1 protein-coding gene (only partly in view) is annotated in these 22,409 nt (G+C 74.0%); it reads left to right on the top strand.

Features of this window, described 5'->3' with window-relative positions; all coding sequences use genetic code 11:
• Positions 1-22,378: the 3' portion of a type I polyketide synthase gene (locus GA0070608_RS27490; protein WP_091631574.1), read on the top strand. The gene continues 7,499 nt to the left of window position 1, outside the view; 22,378 of the gene's 29,877 nt are visible here — the last part of the coding sequence; the start codon falls outside the window, past its left edge; its stop codon occupies positions 22,376-22,378.
• Positions 22,379-22,409: the final 31 nt, after the last annotated feature.

The following is a 22,409-nucleotide window of genomic DNA, read 5'->3' as shown; positions in this document are numbered from 1 at the left end:
GGTCGCCGGCGAGGACATGGTGGTGCTGACCGGCCGGCTGTCGGTGTCGACCCATCCGTGGCTGGCCGACCACGTCGTGTCCGGTGCCGTGGTCGTGCCGGGCACCGCCCTGCTGGACCTCGTCGTCCGGGCGGGCGACGAGGTCGACGCCAACCGCGTCCGTGAGCTGACGGTGCTCGCCCCGCTCGTGTTGCCCGCCACCGGCGGTGGGGTGCGGGTACAGGTCCGGGTGGGTCCCGTCGACGGGACGGGCACCCGGTCGGTGACCGTGCACTCCCAGCCGGAGGACGACCCGGAGGCGGGTTGGACCCGGCACGCCGACGGGCTCGTCGGCGCCCCCACGGCCGACGAACCCACCCTGGGCGCGTGGCCGCCGCCCGGCGCGTCCGAGGTGGACGTGACCGGTTGGTACCCGACGGTGGCCGAGCACGGGCTCACCTACGGGCCGGTCTTCCAGGGCCTGCGGCGGGCGTGGACCGCCGAGGGGGTGGTGTTCGCCGAGGTGACCCTTCCCGACGAGGTATCCGGGGAACCGGCGGGATTCGGGGTGCACCCGGCACTGCTGGACGCCGCCCTGCACCCGATCGGGTTGCTGCCCGCCGACGAGTCGGGCGGCGGGGCCCGGGTGCCGTTCGCGTTCGAAGGGGTACAGGTCCATGCGGTGGGGGCCCGGACGCTCCGGGTCCGCCTGACCGCCTCCGGCACCTCCGTGCGGCTGGTCGCCGTCGACGAGACGGGTGCGCCGGTGGTGTCGGTGGACTCGCTGACGCTGCGCGAGATGACCGACGTGGCAGCGCCTCCGGACGAGGCGCAGCGCTCCCTGTTCGAGGTGTCCTGGCAGCCCGAGCAGATCACCGCGCCCGACGGCGGGTACGGCTGGATCGTGCTCGGTGACCGTCCGCTCGACGGCGCGCCGCAGCTGCCGGCGTACGCCGAGGTGGCGGCGGTGACCACGGCGGTGACGGACGGAACGGCTTCCGCCCCCGCCGGGTTGCTGCTGCCCGTCCCCACGGCGGCGTCCGAGGCGGCCCTGCCCGACACGGTGTGGTCGGTCACGGCGAACGTCCTCGGCGCGGTGCAGGCATGGCTCGCCGCCGACACCCTGGCGGACACGCGGCTGGTCGTGGTGACCCGCGGCGCGGTGGCCGCCACCACGGACGACCGTGTCACCGACGTGGCCGGGGCGGCGGTCTGGGGCCTGCTGCGCTCGGCCCAGTCGGAACACCCCGGCCGGATCGTGCTGGCCGACCTGGAACCGGGCGTCGACCTGGACTCCGACCTGCTGGCCCTGCTCGCCGGAGCCGCCGCCGACCCGGGCCTCGGCGGGCAGCTCGCGGTGCGGGCGGGCACGGCGTACCTGCCGCGGCTGGTCCGCGCCGCTGGCGGCGCACCGACCCCGGCGACCCTGGGCCGGGGAACCGTCCTGGTGACCGGTGGCACCGGATCGCTGGGCGCCCTGGTGTCCGAACACCTCGTCACCTCGTACGGCGTGCGCTCGCTGGTGCTGGTTTCCCGGCAGGGCCCGGCGGCCCCCGGTGCCGACCAGTTGGTGGAGCGGCTGACCGCGCTGGGCGCGGCCGTCCGGGTGGTCGCGACGGACGTGACCGATCGGGTACGCGTCGGTGAGCTGGTCCGGGCGATCACCGACGAGGACCGGCTGGCCGGTGTGGTCCACACGGCCGGCGTCCTCGAAGACGGTGTGGTCAGCGGGATCACCGCCGACCGGTTGGCGGACGTGCTGGCGCCGAAGGTCACGGCGGGCTGGTGGCTGCACGAGGCGACCGCTGAGCTGGACCTCGACCTGTTCGTGCTGTTCTCCTCCGTCGCCGGGGTGCTCGGCTCTCCGGGCCAGGCCGCCTACGCCGCCGGCAACGCCTTCCTGGACGCCCTCGCCCTGGTGCGGGCGCAGCGGGGGCTGCCCGCGGTCAGCCTCGCGTGGGGCATGTGGGACACGGCGGGGATGGCCGCGTCGATCAACGACGCCGACCGGGCCCGGGTGACCCGGGCCGGCCTCGTCCCGATGACCGCCCAGGTCGGCCTCGGGCTGTGGGACGCCGCCCTGGCCCACGGCGGGGCGGCGCTGGTCCCGGCCGTGGTCGACCTGCCCGCCATGCGGACGCAGACCGCAGCGGGTCGGGTGCCCCCGATGCTGCGGGCCCTGGTGGGACCGGTCGCGAAGCGCCGCCGGTCCGGCACCGGAGGATGGGTCGACCGGTTGGCCGGGCTCGAACCGCAGGAGGCGCGGACGCAGGTCGCCCTCCTGGTCCGCGGGCTGATCGCGCAGGTTCTCGGGCACAGCGGCGCCGATCAGGTGCCGGCGGACCGGGCGTTCCGGGAGCTGGGCTTCGACTCGCTGACCGCCGTCGAGCTGCGCAACCGGATCAACGGCGCGACCGGGCTGCGGCTCACGTCGACACTCGTCTTCGACTACCCGACCCCCGGCGCCCTGTCGGAGCACCTGTACGAGCAGCTGTCCGGCCAGGTCGCCGACCAGCAGCAGGCCGTGCGGGCGACCACCGTCGACGAGCCGATCGCCATCGTGGGGATGGCCTGCCGCTACCCGGGTGGCGTGACGAGCCCGCAGCAGCTGTGGGACCTGGTCGCCGCCGGGGCCGATGGCATCGGGGAGTTCCCGACCGACCGGGGCTGGGACCTCGACCGGATCTTCCACCCCGACCCGGACAACCCCGGGACGTCGTACACCCGGCACGGTGGATTCCTGTACGGCGCGGCGGAGTTCGACCCCGGGTTCTTCGGCATCTCGCCCCGCGAGGCGATCGCGATGGATCCGCAGCAGCGGCTGCTGCTGGAGACGTCGTGGGAGACGTTCGAGTCCGCCGGCCTGGACCCGCAGCGGCTGCGCGGCAGCCGTACCGGCGTGTTCGCCGGGCTGATGTACCACGACTACGCCTCCCAGGTGCAGGAGTTGCCCGAGGGCGTCGGAGGCTTCATCGGCACGGGCACCTCGGGCAGTGTGCTGTCGGGCCGGGTGGCGTACACGTTCGGCCTGGAGGGGCCGGCGGTGACCGTGGACACGGCGTGTTCGTCGAGCCTGGTGGCGTTGCATCTGGCGGTGCAGGCGTTGCGGTCGGGTGAGTGTGATCTGGCGTTGGCCGGTGGGGTGACGGTGATGGCGACGCCGGGGACGTTCATCGAGTTCTCGCGTCAGCGTGGTCTGTCGCAGGACGGTCGGTGCAAGTCGTTCGCCGCGTCGGCGGACGGCACGGGTTGGTCCGAGGGCGTCGGCGTGCTGCTGGTGCAGCGACTCTCGGACGCCCAGCGGGACGGCCGGCGGATTCTGGCGGTTGTCCGTGGCACGGCGGTCAACCAGGATGGTGCGTCGAACGGGTTGACGGCGCCGAACGGTCCGTCGCAGCAGCGGGTGATCCGCCAGGCCCTCGCGAACGCCCGGCTGGGCGTCGGGGACGTCGATGCCGTCGAGGCGCACGGCACGGGCACCACCCTCGGTGACCCGATCGAGGCGCAGGCGTTGCTGGCCACCTACGGTCAGGATCGCCCGGAGGGTCGGCCGCTGTGGCTCGGGTCGATCAAGTCGAACATCGGCCACACCCAGGCCGCCGCCGGGGTGGCCGGCATCATCAAGATGATCATGGCGATGCGGCACGGGGTGCTGCCGTCGACGCTGCACGTGGACGAGCCGTCGCCGCACATCGAGTGGAGCGCCGGAGCGGTCTCCCTGCTCACCGAGGCGCGCGACTGGCCGGCGGCGGGCAGGGCCCGGCGGGCGGCGGTCTCGTCGTTCGGGGTCAGCGGCACCAACGCCCACGTGATCATCGAGCAGCCACCGGCCGAGGCGGCGCCGACCCGGGTCGAGGGCACGCCGACGCGCGGCGACGAAACCGCCGGCGAACTGGTGCCGGCCCCGGTGCTGCTGTCGGCCCGATCCGAGGCCGCCGTCGCGGCGCAGGCGGACCGCTGGGCCCGCTGGATCGCCGCCGACGAGGATCTGCGCCCGGTCGACGTCGGCTGGTCGTCGACGGTCAGCCGGGCGGCGCTGGAGCACCGCGCGGTGGTCACCGCGACGGACCGGGACGAGCTGCTGGCCGGGCTGCGCGCCCTCGCCGCCGGTGAGTCGGCCGGCGCCGTGGTCACCGGCACCGGCACGGCGCGTACCCAACTGGCCGTGCTCTTCTCCGGTCAGGGTGCGCAGCGTGCCGGCATGGGCCGGGAGTTGTCGGAGGCGTTCCCGGTGTTCGCCGCCGCGTTGGACGAGGTGTGTGCGCAGCTCGATTTGTTGCTGCCGCGTCCGCTGCGGGAGGTGCTGTTCGCTGAGGCGGGTACGGCCGAGGCGGGGTTGTTGGATCAGACGGTGTTCACGCAGGCCGGGTTGTTCGCGGTCGAGGTGGCCCTGTTCCGGCTGGTGGAGTCGTTCGGTGTTGTTCCCGATCTGGTGGCCGGTCACTCGATTGGTGAGGTGACTGCTGCGTATGTCGCCGGGGTGTTGTCGCTGGCTGATGCGTGTGTGTTGGTGGCGGCGCGGGGTCGGTTGATGCAGGCGTTGCCGGCTGGCGGTGGGATGTTGGCGGTGGCCGCCGACGAGGTGGCGGTGGCGGAGTCGATCGTCGGGCTGGTCGATCGGGTGGGTGTCGCGGCTGTCAATGGTCCCGCTGCCGTGGTGGTTTCCGGTGCCGTCGAGGCCTTGGACGAGTTGGAGCGGACCTGGCAGGGCCGGGGTGTGCGTACCCGCCGCCTCACGGTCAGCCACGCGTTCCACAGCCCGCTGATGGAGCCGATGCTCGACGAGTTCCGGGCGGTTCTGGCGGGGCTGACGTTCCGGATGCCGCTGCTGCCGATCGTGTCGAATCTGACCGGGGTGCTCGCCGACCCCGGGCAGATCACCCGCGCCGACTACTGGGTCCAGCACGTCCGCGAGGCCGTCCGGTACGCCGACGGGGTCACCGCGCTGTGCGAGGCGGGCGTGGACACCTTCCTGGAGATCGGCCCGCAGAGCGTCCTGACCGCGATGAACGCCGACCTGCTCGCCGACGACGCGCTCGCGGTGGCTGTCCAGCGCCGGGACCGTTCCGCCCCGCAGGCGCTGCTGCACGCACTGGCGGAGCTGCACGTCCACGGCGTCCCGGTGACCTGGCCGCAGTGGTTCACCGAAACCGGCGCCGCCCTGGTCGACCTGCCCACGTACGCCTTCCAGCACGATCGGTACTGGCTCGGCGCCGGCCAGGCGCGTACCGCCGACGTGTCCGGCGCCGGACTCGGCGTGGCCGGGCACCCGCTGCTCGGCGCGGCGGTCACCGTCGCCGGCGCCGACATGGTGGTGCTGACCGGCCGACTGTCCCTCGCCACCCACGCGTGGCTCGCCGAACACGTCGTCTCCGGCGTGGTGATCGTGCCCGGCACCGCCCTGATCGAGCTGGCGGTACGAGCCGGCGACGAGGTCAACGCGTCGCGGGTACGGGAGCTGACCGTCGCCGCGCCACTGGTGCTGCCGGCGGCCGGCGCGGTGCGGGTACAGGTGCGTGTCGGCGCGGCCGACGAGGCGGGCACCCGGGTCGTGGCGGTGCACTCGCAGTCCGAGAGCGACCCGGAGGCCGAATGGGTCCACCACGCGGAGGGCGTGCTGGAGCCGGCGTCGGTCGACGAGCCGGGCGTGGGGGAGTGGCCGCCCGTCGGCGGCGTCGAGGTGGACCTGGCGGGTTGGTATCCGACGCTGGCGGAGCACGGCCTGGCGTACGGGCCGGTGTTCCGGGGGCTGCGCCGGGTGTGGACCGCCGCGGACGACGTGTTCGCCGAGGTGGTCCTGCCGGACGAGGCGGCGACGGAGGCCGCCCGGTTCGCGGTGCACCCGGCGTTGCTGGACGCTGCCCTGCATCCGATCGGGCTGCTGCCGGGCACGGAGTCGGCTGGGCCACGGGTGCCGTTCGCGTTCGAGGGTGTGCAGGTGCACGCCTCGGGCGCCCGGGTGCTGCGGGTCCGCCTGACCCGCACGGGTACGACGGTGCGGCTGGTCGCGTGTGACGAGTCGGGCGCCGCCGTGGTGTCGGTCGACTCGCTGGCGCTGCGTGAAATGACCGGCGTGACCGGGGCGAGCGCGGCGGCCCGCTCGATGTTCGAGCTCACCTGGCAGGCCGAGGAGGTCGCCGCCGCCGGGGACGTCTCCGGGTGGGCGCTGGTGGGCTCGCCGGCCGCCGCCGACCTGCCGACGTTCCCGGACGTCAAGGCGCTCGTCGAGGCCGTCGACGCCGGTCAGGTGCCCGCGCCGACCGGGCTGGTGCTGCCGGTCGACGCGTCGGGTGTCGCCGTCCCGGACGAGGTGCGCGCGGCGGCGTCCGCCGTACTGGCGACGGTGCGGTCCTGGCTGGCGACCGACGCCCTGGCGGATTCGCGGCTGGTGGTGGTGACCCGGGGCGCGGTCTCGGTCGGGGCCGGGGACCGGGTGACCGAGCTGGCGGGTACGACGGTGTGGGGTCTGCTGCGGTCGGCACAGTCGGAGCACCCGGGCCGCATCGTCCTCGCGGACGTGGACGGCGACCTGGACGCCGGAACGCTGGCTGTCCTGGCTGCGGTGGCCGACGAGCCGGTGGCGCACGGCGGTCAGGTCGCGGTACGGGCGGGTGCCGTGTTCGTGCCCCGTCTGGTGCGTGCGGTGGCTCCGACGTCGCTGGACGGCTCCGTGGTCGGCGACGGCACGGTGCTGGTGACCGGCGGGACGGGTGCGCTGGGTGCGTTGGTGGCGGAGCACCTCGTCTCGTCGTACGGGGTGCGGTCGTTGGTGCTGGTGTCGCGGCGTGGCCCGGAAGCCGCGGGCGCCGGCGAGTTGTCGGAGCGGTTGACCGCGCTGGGTGCCGCCGTGCGGGTGGCGGCGTGTGACGTGACGGACCGGGACCAGGTTTTGGGGCTGGTCGGTGAGGTCGCTGCGGGTGGCCGGTTGGCGGGTGTGGTGCACACCGCCGGTGTGCTGGACGACGGGGTGATCGAGCGGGTCACCGATGAGCGTCTTGCCGGGGTGTTGGCGCCGAAGGTGTCGGCGGGCTGGTTCCTGCACGAGGCGACGGCGGGCCTTGATCTGGACTTGTTCGTGGTGTTCTCGTCGGTGGCGGGCGTGCTGGGTTCGCCGGGTCAGTCGGCGTACGCGGCGGGTAACGCGTTCCTGGACGGGTTGGCGGTGTGGCGCCGGCAGCTGGGTCTGCCGGCGGTGAGCCTGGCGTGGGGGATGTGGGACACCGTCGGCATGGCGGCCTCGATCGACGAGGCCGATCGGGCGCGGTCCGCGCGGGCGGGCCTGCCGCCGATGAGCGCCGAGGTCGGGTTGGAACTGTTCGACGCCGCCCTGGTGGCGGACCGGGCCGCCCTGGTGCCGGCCGTGATCGACGTACCGGCGATGCGCGCGAGCCTCGGCACCGGCGGCCCGGTGCCGGCCGTACTGCGTACCCTGATCGGGTCGACGACGGCTCGGCGACGGGCCGCGCGGGGCGGTGACTGGGCCAACCAACTGGCAGGCCTGGCGCCCGAGGAGGCACGGGCTCGGATCGACGTGCTCGTGCGTGGCCTGGTGGCGCAGGTGTTGGGGCACGGCGGCGCCGAGGCGGTGCCGGCGGACCGGGCGTTCCGGGAGTTGGGCTTCGACTCGCTGACCGCAGTCGACCTGCGCAACCGGCTGAACGCGACCACCGGGCTGCGGCTGGCCTCGACGCTGGTCTTCGACTATCCGACGCCGACCGTGCTCGTCGACCACCTCTACGAGCAGGTCTCCGGAGAGATCACCGCCCGTCAGACGGCGGTGCTCACCGCGAACACCGACGAGCCGATCGCGATCGTGGGCATGGCGTGCCGCTATCCGGGCGGGGTGGAGTCGCCCGACCAGTTGTGGGAGTTGTTGGCTGCCGGTGGTGACGGGATCTCGGAGTTCCCGGCGGATCGTGGTTGGGATCTGGAGTCGTTGTTCGATCCGGATCCGGACCGTAGTGGTACGTCGTACACCCGGCATGGTGGTTTTCTGTACGGGGCGGCGGAGTTCGACCCGGGCTTCTTCGGTATTTCGCCGCGTGAGGCTCTCGCGATGGATCCGCAGCAGCGGTTGCTGTTGGAGGCGTCGTGGGAGACGTTCGAGTCGGCGGGCCTGGATCCGCAGCACCTGCGGGGCAGCCGCACGGGTGTGTTCGCCGGGGTGATGTACCACGACTACGCGTCGCGCCTGATGGACCTGCCGCCGGACGCCGAAGGTTTCGTCGGCACGGGTACCTCGGGCAGTGTGCTGTCGGGGCGGGTGGCCTATACGTTCGGCCTGGAGGGGCCGGCGGTCACCGTGGACACGGCGTGCTCGTCGAGCCTGGTGGCGTTGCACTTGGCCGCGCAGGCGTTGCGGTCGGGTGAGTGTGATCTGGCGTTGGCCGGTGGGGTGACGGTGATGGCGACGCCGGGGACGTTCATCGAGTTCTCCCGGCAGCGTGGTCTGTCGCAGGACGGTCGGTGCAAGTCGTTCGCCGCGTCGGCGGATGGTACGGGTTGGTCCGAGGGCGTTGGCGTGCTGCTGGTGGAGCGCCTGTCGGATGCGCGGCGCAACGGGCACCGGGTCCTCGCCGTGGTGCGTGGTACGGCGGTGAACCAGGATGGCGCGTCGAACGGGTTGACGGCGCCGAATGGTCCGTCGCAGCAGCGGGTGATCCGTCAGGCCCTCGCCAACGCCCGGCTGACCACGTCGGACGTGGATGCGGTCGAGGCGCACGGCACGGGCACGACGTTGGGTGACCCGATCGAGGCGCAGGCGTTGCTGGCCACCTACGGTCAGGATCGGCCAACGGGCCGGCCGTTGTGGTTGGGGTCGGTGAAGTCGAACATCGGGCACACGCAGGCTGCTGCCGGTGTGGCTGGTGTGATCAAGATGGTGATGGCGATGCGGCATGGTCTGGTGCCGTCGACGTTGCATGTGGATGAGCCGTCGCCGCACATCGACTGGTTGGCTGGTGCGGTGGTGCTGGCTACTGAGGCGACGCCGTGGCCTGAGGTGGGTCGGCCGCGTCGGGCGGCGGTGTCGTCGTTCGGGATTTCCGGCACGAACGCGCACGTGATCATCGAGCAGCCGCCGGCCGACGTGGTCGAGGGCGAGATCGTCGTCCGGGACGTGCTGCCGGTCGTGCCGGTGCTGCTCTCCGCTCGATCGGACGCGGCGCTGGCCGCTCAGGCCGGCCGGTGGGCGCGCTGGCTCGCTGCCGGGGAACACCTGCGTCCGCTGGACGTGGCCTGGTCCTCCGTCACCACCCGGCCGCCGCTCGAGCGCCGAGCCGTCCTGACCGCCGTTGACCGGCACGACCTGGTCGCGGCGCTGACCACCCTCGCCACCGGCGGCCCCGCCGGCACGGTCGTCTCCGCCGCTGCCCGGCAGCGGGGCCAACTCGCCCTGCTCTTCTCCGGCCAGGGTGCGCAACGTGCCGGCATGGGCCGGGAGTTGTCCGAGGCGTTCCCGGTGTTCGCCGCCGCACTGGACGAGGTGTGTGCGCAGCTCGATTTGTTGCTGCCGCGTCCGCTGCGGGAGGTGCTGTTCGCCGAGGCGGGTACGGCCGAGGCCGCGCTGCTGGATCAGACGGTGTTCACCCAGGCCGGTCTGTTCGCGGTCGAGGTGGCGTTGTTCCGTCTGGTGGAGTCGTTCGGTGTCGTTCCCGACGTGGTTGCCGGTCACTCGATCGGTGAGGTGACGGCGGCGTATGTGGCGGGGGTGTTGTCCCTCGCGGACGCGTGTCAGTTGGTCGCCGCTCGGGGCCGCCTGATGCAGGCGTTGCCGGCCGGTGGCGGGATGCTTGCGGTGGCCGACTCCGAGCAGGCGGTGGCGGAGGCGATCGTCGGGCTGACCGGGCAGGTGGGCATTGCGGCCGTGAACGGGCCAGCCGCCGTGGTGGTTTCTGGTGCTGTCGAGGCCCTGGACGAGTTGGAGCGGACCTGGCAGGGCCGGAACATCCGTACCCGCCGCCTTTCCGTCAGCCACGCGTTCCACAGCCCGCTGATGGAGCCGATGCTCGACGAGTTCCGCGCGGTCCTGGCGGGGTTGACGTTCCGGGCACCGTTGCTGCCGATCGTGTCGAACGTGACCGGTGCGCTGGCGGACGGCGACGAGATCCGCACGGCCGACTACTGGGTCCGGCATGTGCGTGAGGCCGTCCGGTACGCCGACGGGGTCAACGCGCTGCGCGAGGCGGGCGTGGACACGTTCCTGGAACTCGGACCGCAGAGCGTGCTGACCGCGATGAACGCCGACATCCTGCCCGCCGACGACGCCGTGCTGGCCGTCGCCGCGCAGCGCAAGGACCGGCCGGAGGCACAAGGACTGCTGCACGCCCTCGCCGAACTGCACGTCCACGGCGTACCGGTCAGCTGGCAGCAGTGGTTCACCGACAGCGGCGCGCGGCGGGTGGACCTGCCCACGTACGCATTCCAGCACGAGCGCTACTGGCCCGCCGCCAACCGTGCCCGGCTGGGTGACGTGTCCGGAGCGGGACTCGGCCGCGCCGGGCACCCGCTGCTCGGCGCGGCGGTGGACCTGGCCGGTGCCGACGAGATGGTGCTGACCGGCCGGCTCTCCCTGGCCACGCACCCCTGGCTGGCCGACCACGCGGTCTCCGGCGTGACGCTGGTCCCAGGTACGGCACTGGTCGAACTGGCCGTACGCGCCGGTGACGAGGTGGGCCTCTCCCGGCTGCGCGAGCTGACCGTGGCCGCCCCGCTGGTCGTCTCCGGCACCGGAGGCGTGCGGATCCAGGTGCGGGTGGACGGGGCCGCCGACTCCGCGTACCGCACCGTCGTCATCTACTCCCGTCCTGACGACGACCCCGAGGCGGGCTGGACCCGGCACGCGGAGGGCGTGCTGGAGTCGTCCACCGACGAGGAACCGGACCCGGTCGCCTGGCCCCCCGCGGGGGCGTCGGAGGTCGACCTGGCGGACTGGTATCCGGCGCTGGCGGGGTACGGCCTGGCGTACGGGCCGGTCTTCCAGGGGCTCCGGCGTGCCTGGACCAGCGGTGGCGAGGTGTTCGCCGAGGTGGGCCTGCCGGACGACGCCGCGACAGAGGCCGCCGGCTTCGGGGTGCACCCGGCGCTGCTGGACGCCGCCCTGCACCCGATCGGGCTGCTGTCCGGTTCGGAGCAGTCGGGTGGACCGCGGGTGCCGTTCGCGTTCGAGGGTGTGCAGGTGCACGCCTCGGGCGCGGAGGTGCTGCGGGTGCGCCTGGCCCGTAACGGTTCCGGGGTGCGGCTGGCGGCGTACGACGAGGCCGGTGCGCCGGTGGTGTCCGTGGACTCCCTGGTCCTGCGGGAGCTGACCGGGGTGGCCGCGCCGGGCGTGGCATCGCGGTCGCTGTTCGAGCTGCGGTGGCCGGCCGTGGAGGCCACCCTCGGCGGGGAGGCGTCCGGCTGGGCGCTGCTGGCGTGCGGCCGGGAGGTGCCGGCCGAACTGGCGGCACGGGTCGGGCTGGTCGCGTACGCCGATGTGGCCGCGGTCGCGGGGGCGGAGTCCGTCCCTCGGGCGCTGCTCCTTCCGGTGTTCCCACCGACCGGCTCGGTGGTGGAGACGCCGGAGCTGGTCCGGGCGGTGACTTCGGATGTGCTGGCGACGGTGCAGTCCTGGCTCGCGGCGGACGCTCTGGCGGATGTACGGCTGGTGGTGCTGACCCGGGGCGCGGTCTCCGTCTCCGACGACGACCGGGTCACCGACCTGGCCGGTGCGGCGGTATGGGGTCTGCTGCGGTCGGCGCAGTCGGAGCACCCGGGCCGCATCGTCCTCGCGGATGTCGACGGCGACCTGGACGCCGCGTTGGTGGCCACGCTCGACGGCGTCCTGCGGGAACCGGCCACGACCGGCGGCCAGTTGGCCGTCCGCAGCGGCGGGCTGTACTCGGCCCGCCTGGTCCGGGCGGGTCTCACGGTGGCGGCGGAGACGCCGAACCTGGGTGACGGCGCGGTGCTGGTGACCGGCGGCACGGGTGCGCTCGGCGCGCTGGTGGCCGAGCACCTGGTGTCGTCGCGGGGCGTACGGTCGCTGGTGCTCGTGTCGCGGCAGGGCCCGTCGGCTGCGGGCGCGGCCGAGTTGGCGCAGCGGCTGACCGCGCTGGGTGCCGCCGTGCGGGTGGTGGCCTGCGACGTGACGGACCGGGACCAGGTCGAGGCGCTGGTTGCCGAGATCGGCGCGGCGGGCCGGCTGGCGGGCGTGGTGCACACCGCCGGTGTGCTGGACGACGGGGTCGTCGAGGGGCTGACCGCGCAGCGGCTCGAAGCCGTGCTGGCGCCGAAGGTGTCGGCCGGCTGGCTGCTGCACGAGGCGACGGCGTCCCTGGACCTGGATCTGTTCGTGGTGTTCTCGTCGGTGGCGGGGGTGCTGGGTTCGCCGGGACAGTCGGCGTACGCGGCGGGCAACGCGTTCCTGGACGCGCTGGCGGTGTACCGGCGGCAGTCGGGTCTGCCGGCGGTCAGCCTGGCGTGGGGCATGTGGGACACGGCGGGCATGGCGGCGTCCCTGGACGAGGCGGATCGGGCGCGGTCGGCGCGAGCGGGCCTGACGCCGATGAGTGCCGAGACCGGGTTGCAACTGTTCGACGCGGCCCTGGTCGCCGATCGGGCGGCCCTGGTGCCGGCCGTGATCGACGTGCCCGCGTTGCGGGCGGCGGCCGTCGGCGGTCCCGTGCCGGCCGTGCTGCGCACCCTCATCGGAGTGACCGGCGCCCGCCGCCAGGCGGGGCAGGGCGTTGGCGGTTGGGCCGACCGGCTCGCCGGGCTGACGGAGGACGAGGGTCGGGCCCAGGTCGACGTGCTCGTGCGTGGCCTGGTGGCGCAGGTGTTGGGGCACGGCGGCGCCGAGGCGGTGCCGGCGGATCGGGCGTTCCGGGAGTTGGGCTTCGACTCGCTGACCGCCGTGGAGCTGCGTAACCGGCTGAACGCGGTCACCGGGCTTCGGCTGGCCTCGACGCTGGTGTTCGACTATCCGACCCCGGCCGTGCTCGCCGACCACCTGTGGTCGGAGTTGGCCGGGGTGCGTCAGTCGACGACCGACCTCGTCACCAGCACGGTCGTCGGCTCCGACGAGCCGATCGCGATCGTGGGCATGGCGTGCCGCTACCCCGGCGGGGTGGAGTCGCCCGACCAGTTGTGGGAGTTGTTGGCTGCCGGTGGTGACGGGATCTCGGAGTTCCCGGCGGATCGTGGTTGGGATCTGGAGTCGTTGTTCGATCCGGATCCGGACCGTAGTGGTACGTCGTACACCCGGCATGGTGGTTTTCTGTACGGGGCGGCTGAGTTCGACCCGGGCTTCTTCGGTATTTCGCCGCGTGAGGCTCTCGCGATGGATCCGCAGCAGCGGTTGCTGTTGGAGGCGTCGTGGGAGACGTTCGAGTCCGCCGGTCTCGACCCGCAGGGTGTGCGGGGCAGCCGGACCGGTGTCTTCGCCGGGGTGATGTACCACGACTACGCCTCCCGGCTGATGGATCTGTCGGCCGAGGTCGAGGGGTACGTCGGCACCGGCACGTCGGGCAGTGTGCTGTCCGGTCGGGTGGCGTACACGTTCGGCCTGGAGGGGCCGGCGGTCACCGTGGACACGGCGTGTTCGTCGAGTCTGGTGGCGTTGCACTTGGCCGCGCAGGCGTTGCGGTCGGGTGAGTGTGATCTGGCGTTGGCTGGTGGGGTGACGGTGATGGCGACGCCGGGGACGTTCATCGAGTTCTCCCGGCAGCGTGGTTTGTCGCAGGACGGTCGGTGTAAGTCGTTCGCGGCGTCGGCGGATGGTACGGGTTGGTCCGAGGGTGTCGGGGTGCTGCTGGTGCAGCGGTTGTCGGATGCGCAGCGGGACGGTCGGCGGATTCTGGCGGTGGTGCGTGGTACGGCGGTGAATCAGGATGGTGCGTCGAACGGGTTGACGGCGCCGAATGGTCCGTCGCAGCAGCGGGTGATCCGTCAGGCTCTGGCGAACGCGCGCCTGACCACGGCGGATGTGGACGCGGTGGAGGCGCACGGCACGGGTACGACCCTTGGTGATCCGATCGAGGCGCAGGCGTTGTTGGCGACGTATGGGCAGGACCGGCAGGGCCGGGAGCCGTTGTGGTTGGGGTCGGTGAAGTCGAACATCGGTCACACCCAGGCGGCTGCCGGGGTGGCCGGCGTCATCAAGATGGTGATGGCGATGCGGCATGGTCTGGTGCCGTCGACGTTGCATGTGGATGAGCCGTCGCCGCACATCGACTGGACGGCCGGTGCGGTCGCTCTCGCGACCGAGCCGACGCCGTGGCCTGAGGTGGGTCGGCCGCGTCGGGCGGCGGTGTCGTCGTTCGGGATTTCCGGCACCAACGCGCACGTAATCATCGAGCAGCCGCCGGCCGACGTGGTCGAGGGCGAGATCGTCGCCCGGAACGTGCCGCCGGTCGTGCCGGTGCTGCTGTCGGCCCGCGACGCCGCCGCACTCTCCGCCCAGGCAGGCCGGTGGGCGCGCTGGCTCGCCACCGACGAGGTCTCGCGTCCGCTGGACGTCGCCTGGTCCTCGATCACCACCCGGCCGGCGCTGGAGCAGCGCGCCGTCGCTGTGGTGGCCGATCGGGACAGCCTGCTCGCCGCCCTCCGGACTCTCGACGCGGGCGATCCCTCCGGCGTCGTGGTCACCGGTACCGCTGCCGAACGCGGTCAACTCGCACTGCTCTTCTCGGGTCAGGGCGCGCAGCGCGCCGGCATGGGCCGGGAGTTGTCCGCGCAGTTCCCGGTGTTCGCGGCGGCCCTTGGCGAGGTGTGCGCACAGCTTGATCCGCTGCTGCCGCGCCCGTTGCGGGAGGTGTTGTTCGCCGAGGCGGGCACCCCGGAGGCGGGGCTACTGGACCAGACGGTGTTCACGCAGGCCGGCTTGTTCGCGGTCGAGGTGGCGTTGTTCCGTCTGGTGGAGTCGTTCGGCATCGTTCCCGACGTGGTTGCCGGTCACTCGATCGGTGAGGTGACCGCCGCGCATGTGGCGGGGGTGTTGTCCCTGGTTGATGCGTGCCGGTTGGTGGCGGCGCGGGGTCGGTTGATGCAGGCGTTGCCGGCTGGCGGCGGGATGCTCGCCGTGGCCGCCGACGAGGCGGCGGTGGCGGAGTCGATCGCCGGCTTGACCGATCGGGTTGGTGTCGCGGCGGTGAACGGTCCGTCGTCGGTGGTGGTGTCCGGTGCTGTCGAGGCCTTGGACGGCATCGAGCGGGCCTGGCAGGAGCGGGGTGTGCGGACCCGTCGGTTGACGGTGAGCCACGCGTTCCACAGTCCGCTGATGGAGCCGATGTTGGCGGAGTTCCGGGCGGTCCTGGACGGGCTGACGTTCTCGGCGCCGTTGCTGCCGGTGGTGTCGAACGTGTCTGGTGGGCTCACCGACGCCGAGGAGATTCGGACCGCGGACTACTGGGTGCGGCACGTCCGTGAGGCGGTTCGTTACGCCGACGGGGTTACGGCTCTGCGGGCTGCTGGTGTGGACACGTTCCTGGAGGTCGGGCCGCAGAGCGTACTGACCGCGATGGCCGGGGACATTCTGCCCGCCGATGACGGTGTGCTGGCTGTCGCTGCGCAGCGCCGGGATCGGCCGGAGGTGCACGGGCTGTTGGCGGCGTTGGCCGAGTTGCATGTGTACGGGGTGCCGGTGCTCTGGCCGGAGTGGTTCGCCGACGCCGGCGCGCGGCGGGTCGACCTGCCCACGTACGCCTTCCAGCACCAGCGGTACTGGCCCGAGAGCATGCCCGCGCGGCAGGCCGCCCCGGACGGCGGCGACGCCGAGTTCTGGGCCGCCGTGGAACGTGGCGACCTCACCGCCCTCGCCGCCGAACTCGGCGACGATGCTGCGGCACTGGACGCCCTGAGCCCTGCCCTGCCGGTCCTCTCGCGCTGGCGTCAGCTCCGGTCCCGGGGCACCACTCTCGACGGGTGGTCGTACCGGATCGGGTGGGAGCCGGTGCGACCGGCCCCCGCGACCCGGCTGTCCGGGCGGTGGCTGGTCGTCACCGTCGACAGCGGGGCCGACGCGGGCGTGGCGAAGACGCTCACCGGGGCGGGCGTGCAGGTGGACACGCTGACCGTACCGGCCACCCTCACCCGCGCCGACCTCGGCGAGCGGCTACGCCGGATCAGCGGGGAAGGCTGGGCCGGGGTGCTCTGCGTCCTGCCCCGGCAGGACCAGCCCCTGGCACACACGCCGGCGGTGCCCGCCGGCACGGCGGTGCTGCTCACCCTCACCCGGGCGCTGACCGACACCGGCCTGCCGGGACGGGTGTGGGCGCTCAGCCGCACCGCGATGCCGGCCACGGCTGGCGAGCGGGCCGGCGACGTCTGGGCGGCCCTGGCCTGGGGCCTGGGCCGGGTCGTCGCCCTGGAACAGCCGGACCGCTGGGGCGGCCTGATCGACCTGCCCGCCCGCGGCGACCGGAGCACCCGCGGCGGACTCGTCGCGGTGCTCGCCGACGGCACCATGGACCAGGTGGCCGTCCGACGCAACGGCATCTTCGGCCGGCGGCTCGTGCCGGTCGCACCGCCCGCCGGGTCGGGTTGGCGGCCCGCCGGGACGGTGCTGGTGACCGGCGGTACGGGAGCGTTGGGTCGGCACGTGGCCCGGTGGTTGCTGGGCAACGGGGCCGAACAGGTGGTGCTGGCCTCGCGGCGGGGTCCGGACGCGCCGGGCGCGGCGGAGCTGATGGACGAGTTGGGTGCGGTGCGGGTGGTGGCCTGTGACGTCACCGACCGGAAGGCGGTCGACGACCTCGTCGCCGGGCTGCCCGGGCTGACCGCTGTCGTGCACACCGCCGGCGCGTCCGGCGGCACCACCCCGGCGCACGAGGTGACCGACGGGGACCTGTCGGACACCCTGGCCGGCAAGGTGCTCGGCGCCATGCACCTGGACAGCGCCTGCCGGGGCCGGCAGCTCGACGCGTTCGTGGTCTTCTCCTCGGTGGCCGGAGTCTGGGGCGGCGGCGGACAGGCCGGCTACTCGGCCGGCAACGCCCTGCTCGACGCGCTCGTCGCCGCCCGCCGGGCGGCGGGCCTACCCGCCACCGCCCTGGCGTACGGCCCGTGGGCGGAGGGCGGCATGGCCGCCGGAGAGGCCGAGGACGGCCTGCGCCGTCGCGGGTTCAACCCACTCGCGCCCGACGCCGCCGTCGCGGCGCTGGGCCGCTGGGTGAACGCTTCGGTACCGGCGCCGGTGATCGTCGACGTCGACTGGTCCCGGTTCGTCACGGCGTTCACCGCCGGACGGCCGAGCCACCTCTTCGACCGGGTCGCCCCGCCCGTCGCCGAGGAACCGGAGCGACCGGAGCACGCCGCCGCCAGCGACGGGCTGCGGGCCCGGCTCGTGGCGCTGCCGGCAACCGGCCAGGAGGCGCTGCTGGTCGACCTCGTCCGCGCGGAGGCGGCAGCGGTCCTCGGCCACCCCACCACCGACCAGGTGCCGGCCGGCCGGGCCTTCCGCGAGCTGGGCTTCGACTCCCTCGCGGCCGTCCAACTGCGCGACCGGCTGGGCCGGGTCACCGGCCTGACCCTGCCGTCGACCGTGGTCTTCGACCACCCGTCGGCGACGGAACTGGCCCGCTTCCTGCGTACCGAACTGGTCGTCGGCGCGGACGTCGGCCCGGCCGCCGGCGGCACGACCGTGGCCCGGCCGCCGGTGGACGAGCCGATCGCGATCGTCTCGATGGCCTGCCGCTTCCCCGGCGGGGTGTCGTCCCCGCAGGAGCTGTGGCGGCTGCTGGCCGACGGGGTGGACGCGGTGACGCCGATGCCCACCGACCGGGGCTGGGACCTCGACGCCCTGTTCGACAGCGACCCGGACCGGGTCGGCACCAGCTACACCCGCAGCGGCGGGTTCCTGCACGACGTGGCCGGCTTCGACGCCGCGTTCTTCGGGATCAACCCGCGGGAGGCCCTGGCGATGGACCCGCAGCAACGGCTGCTGCTGCACACCACCTGGGAGGTGTTCGAACTCGCCGGCATCGATCCGCAGCGGGTACGCGGTTCCGCCACCGGCGTCTTCATGGGCACCAACGGGCAGGACTACGCCACCCTGCTGCTGGGCGCCCGGTCCCAGGTGGAGGGCTACCAGGCCACCGGCAACAGCGCGTCGGTGGTCTCCGGCCGCCTGGCGTACTCGTTCGGGCTGCACGGCCCGGCGGTCACCGTCGACACGGCCTGCTCGTCGTCGCTGGTGGCGTTACACCTGGCCGCGCAGGCGCTGCGCAGCGGCGAGTGCGACCTCGCCCTGGCCGGCGGTGTGACCGTCATGTCGACCCCCGGCGCGTTCCTGGAGTTCTCCCGGCAGCGCGGCCTCGCCGCCGACGGGCGGGTCAAGGCGTTCGCCGCGGGCGCGGACGGCACCGGCTGGGGCGAGGGCGTGGGCGTCCTGCTGCTCCAGCGGCTCTCCGACGCCCAGCGGGACGGCAACCGGATCCTGGCCGTCGTGCGGGGCAGCGCCGTCAACCAGGACGGTGCGAGCAACGGCCTCACCGCACCCAACGGGCCGGCGCAGCAGCGGGTCATCCGGCACGCGCTGGACAACGCGGGTCTGACGCCGGACGACGTGGACGCGGTCGAGGCGCACGGCACCGGTACCACCCTCGGCGACCCGATCGAGGCGCAGGCGCTGCTGGCGACGTACGGCCGTGGCCGATCCGCCGACCGGCCGCTGTGGCTCGGTTCGGTGAAGTCGAACATCGGCCACACCCAGGCCGCGGCGGGCGCCGCCAGCCTGATCAAGATGGTGTTGGCCCTGCGACACGAGGTGCTGCCGGCGACCCTGCACGTCGACGCGCCGACCCCGCACGTGGACTGGACGTCCGGCGCGTTGGCGCTGCTCACCGAGGCGCAGCCGTGGACCGCGGCGGACCGGCCCCGACGGGCCGGTGTCTCCTCGTTCGGGATCAGCGGCACCAACGCCCACGTGATCCTGGAACAGGCACCGGACCGGCCGGAACCGGCTTCGCCCGCCCCGACGAGCGGGGAGCGGCCTGACGTGGGTGCCGATCCCGAGAAGGCGGGCCCGCAGCGGCATCTCCCGTGGCTGGTCTCCGCCGCCGACCCGGTCGGGCTGCGCGGCCAGGCCGGCCGGCTGGCCGACCGGATCGGGACGGGCGACGCTCCCGCCGACCTGGTCGCCTGGGCGCTCGCGGACGGCCGGTCCCACCTCGGCCAGCGGGCGACGGTGGTCGCGGCCGACCAGCCGACCCGGCTGGCCGCGCTGCGGGCGCTGGCTGCCGGGGAACCCCACCCCGCGCTGGTCACCGCCCGGCGGCGCGCGGGCGGTCTCGCGGTCCTCTTCTCCGGCCAGGGCGCCCAGCGCCCCGGCGCCGGCCGGCAGCTGTACGCCACGTTCCCGGTGTTCGCGGCGGCGCTGGACGAGGTCTGCGGGCTGCTGGACCGGCAACTGCCGCAGCCGCTGAAGCCGGTGCTGTTCGCGGCGGAGGGCAGCGCCGAGGCCGCACTGCTCGACGAGACGGCGTTCACCCAGGCCGGGCTGTTCGCGCTGGAGGTGGCCCTGTTCCGGCTGGTCGAGTCGTTCGGAGTGGTGCCCGGTCACGTCGCGGGACACTCGATCGGCGAGATCACCGCCGCGCACGTCGCCGGGGTGCTGTCCCTGGCGGACGCCTGCACGCTGGTGGCCGCCCGGGGCCGGCTGATGCAGGCCCTCCCGACCGGCGGCGGAATGCTCGCCGTCGCCGCCGACGAGGCCGCGGTGGTCGAATCGCTGGCCGGGCTGGCCGACCGGGTCGGTGTCGCGGCCGTCAACGGCCCCACCTCCGTGGTGGTCGCCGGGGCGGTCGACGTCCTCGACGGGCTGGAGCGGCTCTGGCAGGACCGGGGGGTGCGGACCCGCCGGCTGCGGGTCAGCCACGCGTTCCACAGCCCGCTGATGGAGCCGATGCTGGCCGAGTTCCGGGCCGTGCTGAAGGGGCTGCGCTTCGCCGCGCCGCTGCTGCCGGTGGTGTCGAACCTGACCGGGACGGTCGCCGACCCGGCCGAGATCCGCACGCCGGAGTACTGGGTGCGGCACGTCCGGGAGGCCGTCCGGTACGCCGACGGGATCCACGCGCTGCGTGACGCGGGGGTGGACACCTTCCTGGAGCTCGGTCCGCAGAGCGTGCTGACCGCGATGACCGCCGGTCTGCTGCCCACCGACGACGACGGGACGGCCGTGGCGGCGCTGCGCGCCGGCTTCGACGAGCCGGGGGCCCTGCTGTCCGCCCTGGCTGCCCTGCACGTCACCGGGCGGGACGTCGACTGGGCGGCGGTGCTCGGCGCGCTGGCCGGTCCCCGCCCCGACGCCCGGCGGTTGCCCGACCTGCCGACGTACGCGTTCCGGCCGCAGCGCTACTGGCCGACGGTGAGCATGACGCCGACCCCGGCCGCCGATCCGGTGGACGACGCGTTCTGGCAGGCGGTCTCCGACGGCGACCTGGACCGGCTCGGCCTCGACCCGGACCAGCCGTTGCGCGAACTGTTGCCGGAACTGGACTCGTGGCGTCGTCGCCAGCACCTCGACGGGACCCTCGCCGGCTGGCGGTACCGGGTCACCTGGCAGCACCGGTCGTTGACCGGCGGCGGCGCTGGCACCTGGCTGGTCCTCGCCCCACCGCACCGGGTCACCGACCGGGTGGTGGCCGCGCTCACGGCCGGCTCCGCGACGGTGCACCTGCTGACCGTCGACCCGGCCACGGTCACCCGGGACGGCCTGGTCGCCGACCTCGACCGGCTCACCACGGCACACCAGCCGACGGCGCTGCTCTCCCTGCTGGCGCTCGACGAGGCGCCGCACCCGGAGCAGACCGCGCTGCCGACCGGCCTGGCGGCGAACCTGCTGCTGGTGCAGGCGCACACCCTCCGCTCCGGCCCGCCCGTGCCGCTGTGGTTGGCCACCACCGGGGCCGTCGCCGTCGCCGACGAGCTGGTCGTGCGTCCGGTGCAGGCCACCACGTGGGGTCTCGGCCTCGTCGCCGCGTTGGAACACCCCCGGCACGTCGGCGGCGTCGTCGACCTGCCGGCGGGCGGGAGCGAGGAGTCGTACGCCGCCCTGGCGACCGCGCTCACCAACGTCGACGCAGAGGACCAGTTGGCGGTCCGGGGATCCGGCGTACACGTCCGCCGCCTGGTCCGGCACACCGCGGGGCCGGCGACGGGTGGTGGCTACCGCCCGCACGGCACCGTGGTGCTCACCGGCGGAACCGGTGCCCTCGCCCGGCACACCACCGACTGGCTCAGCGGGCAGGGCGCGGAGGTGCTCCCGCTGGAGGATCCGGCGGCGGGCAAGCTCGGCGACCTGATGGAGCAGTTGGCCGCCGAGAGCCGGCCGGTCTCCGCGCTGGTCCACGTCCCGGCGGAGACCGGATCGGTGCCGTTGGCGGAGCTGACCGTCGCGGGCCTGGCCGCGGACCTGGTCGCCACCGTCGGCGACATCCCGAGGTACGCCGACGAGCTGGCCCACCGGCCGCTCGACGCGTTCGTGCTCTGCACCTCCACGTCGGGGGTGTGGGGTGCGGGTGGCCGGGCCGGCCAGTCCGCGGGCGACGCGCTGCTGTACGCGCTCGCGGCGAACCGGCGGCACGGCGGACTGGCGGCCACCGTCGTGGCGTGGGGGCCGTGGCGGGACGAACCCGAGTCGGCCGAACTGGCACAACTGCGCAGGCGGGGCCTGCCGGGCCTGCCACCGGAGCAGGCCGTCGAGGCGTTCGGGCAGGCGCTGCGCGAGGAGGCGGCGCTGGTGGTCGCGGACGTGCGCTGGGACCACTTCGTGCCGACGTTCGCGTCGATGCGGCCGTGCCCGCTGCTGACCGGGATCCCGGAGGCGTCCGCGGCGCTGCCCACCGACGACGTCCGCCAGCCGGCGGACGACGAGGCGGCGACCGCGCTGCGGGAGCGGCTGCGTCCGCTGAGCCCCGCCGAGCGGGACGGCGTCCTCGTCGAGCTGGTGGGGGCCCTGGCGGCGACCGTGCTCGGCCACGCCGAGGGCGGGGGACTGGAGCCGGAACGCGCGTTCCGGGAGGTCGGGTTCGACTCGATGACGGCCGTGGAGCTACGCAACCGGCTCCGCGCCGCCACCGGGGTGCAGCTGCCCGCCGGTGTGGTGTTCGACTACCCGACGCCGGCGGCGCTGGCCCGGCACCTGCGCGACCGGTTGGTCGAGGACGGCGCCTCGGCGGCCGGCCCGCTGCTGACCGAGCTGGACCGGTTGGACGGCGTCTTCGCGGCCAGCGCACCGGACCGGCTGACCCGTCAGAAGCTGCTGGTGCAGTTGCAGGCGTTCGTCGCCCGGTGGGGCGACGAACGCGGACCAGTCGAGGAGAAACCGGCCGCGCGTGCCCTCGACGACGCGACGGATGCCGAGATCTTCGATTTCATCCACCGCGAGTTGGGTGGGCCCGGCGGCAATTTGCCGAGCCTCTAGAAATGGTGGTGCCCGGCCGTTGTCGACGGTC

The organism is Micromonospora peucetia (assembly GCF_900091625.1).
Lineage (GTDB): Bacteria > Actinomycetota > Actinomycetes > Mycobacteriales > Micromonosporaceae > Micromonospora > Micromonospora peucetia.
The sequence above is the reverse complement of the archived record's forward strand: the minus strand, read 5'-3'. Positions and strand labels throughout refer to the sequence as shown.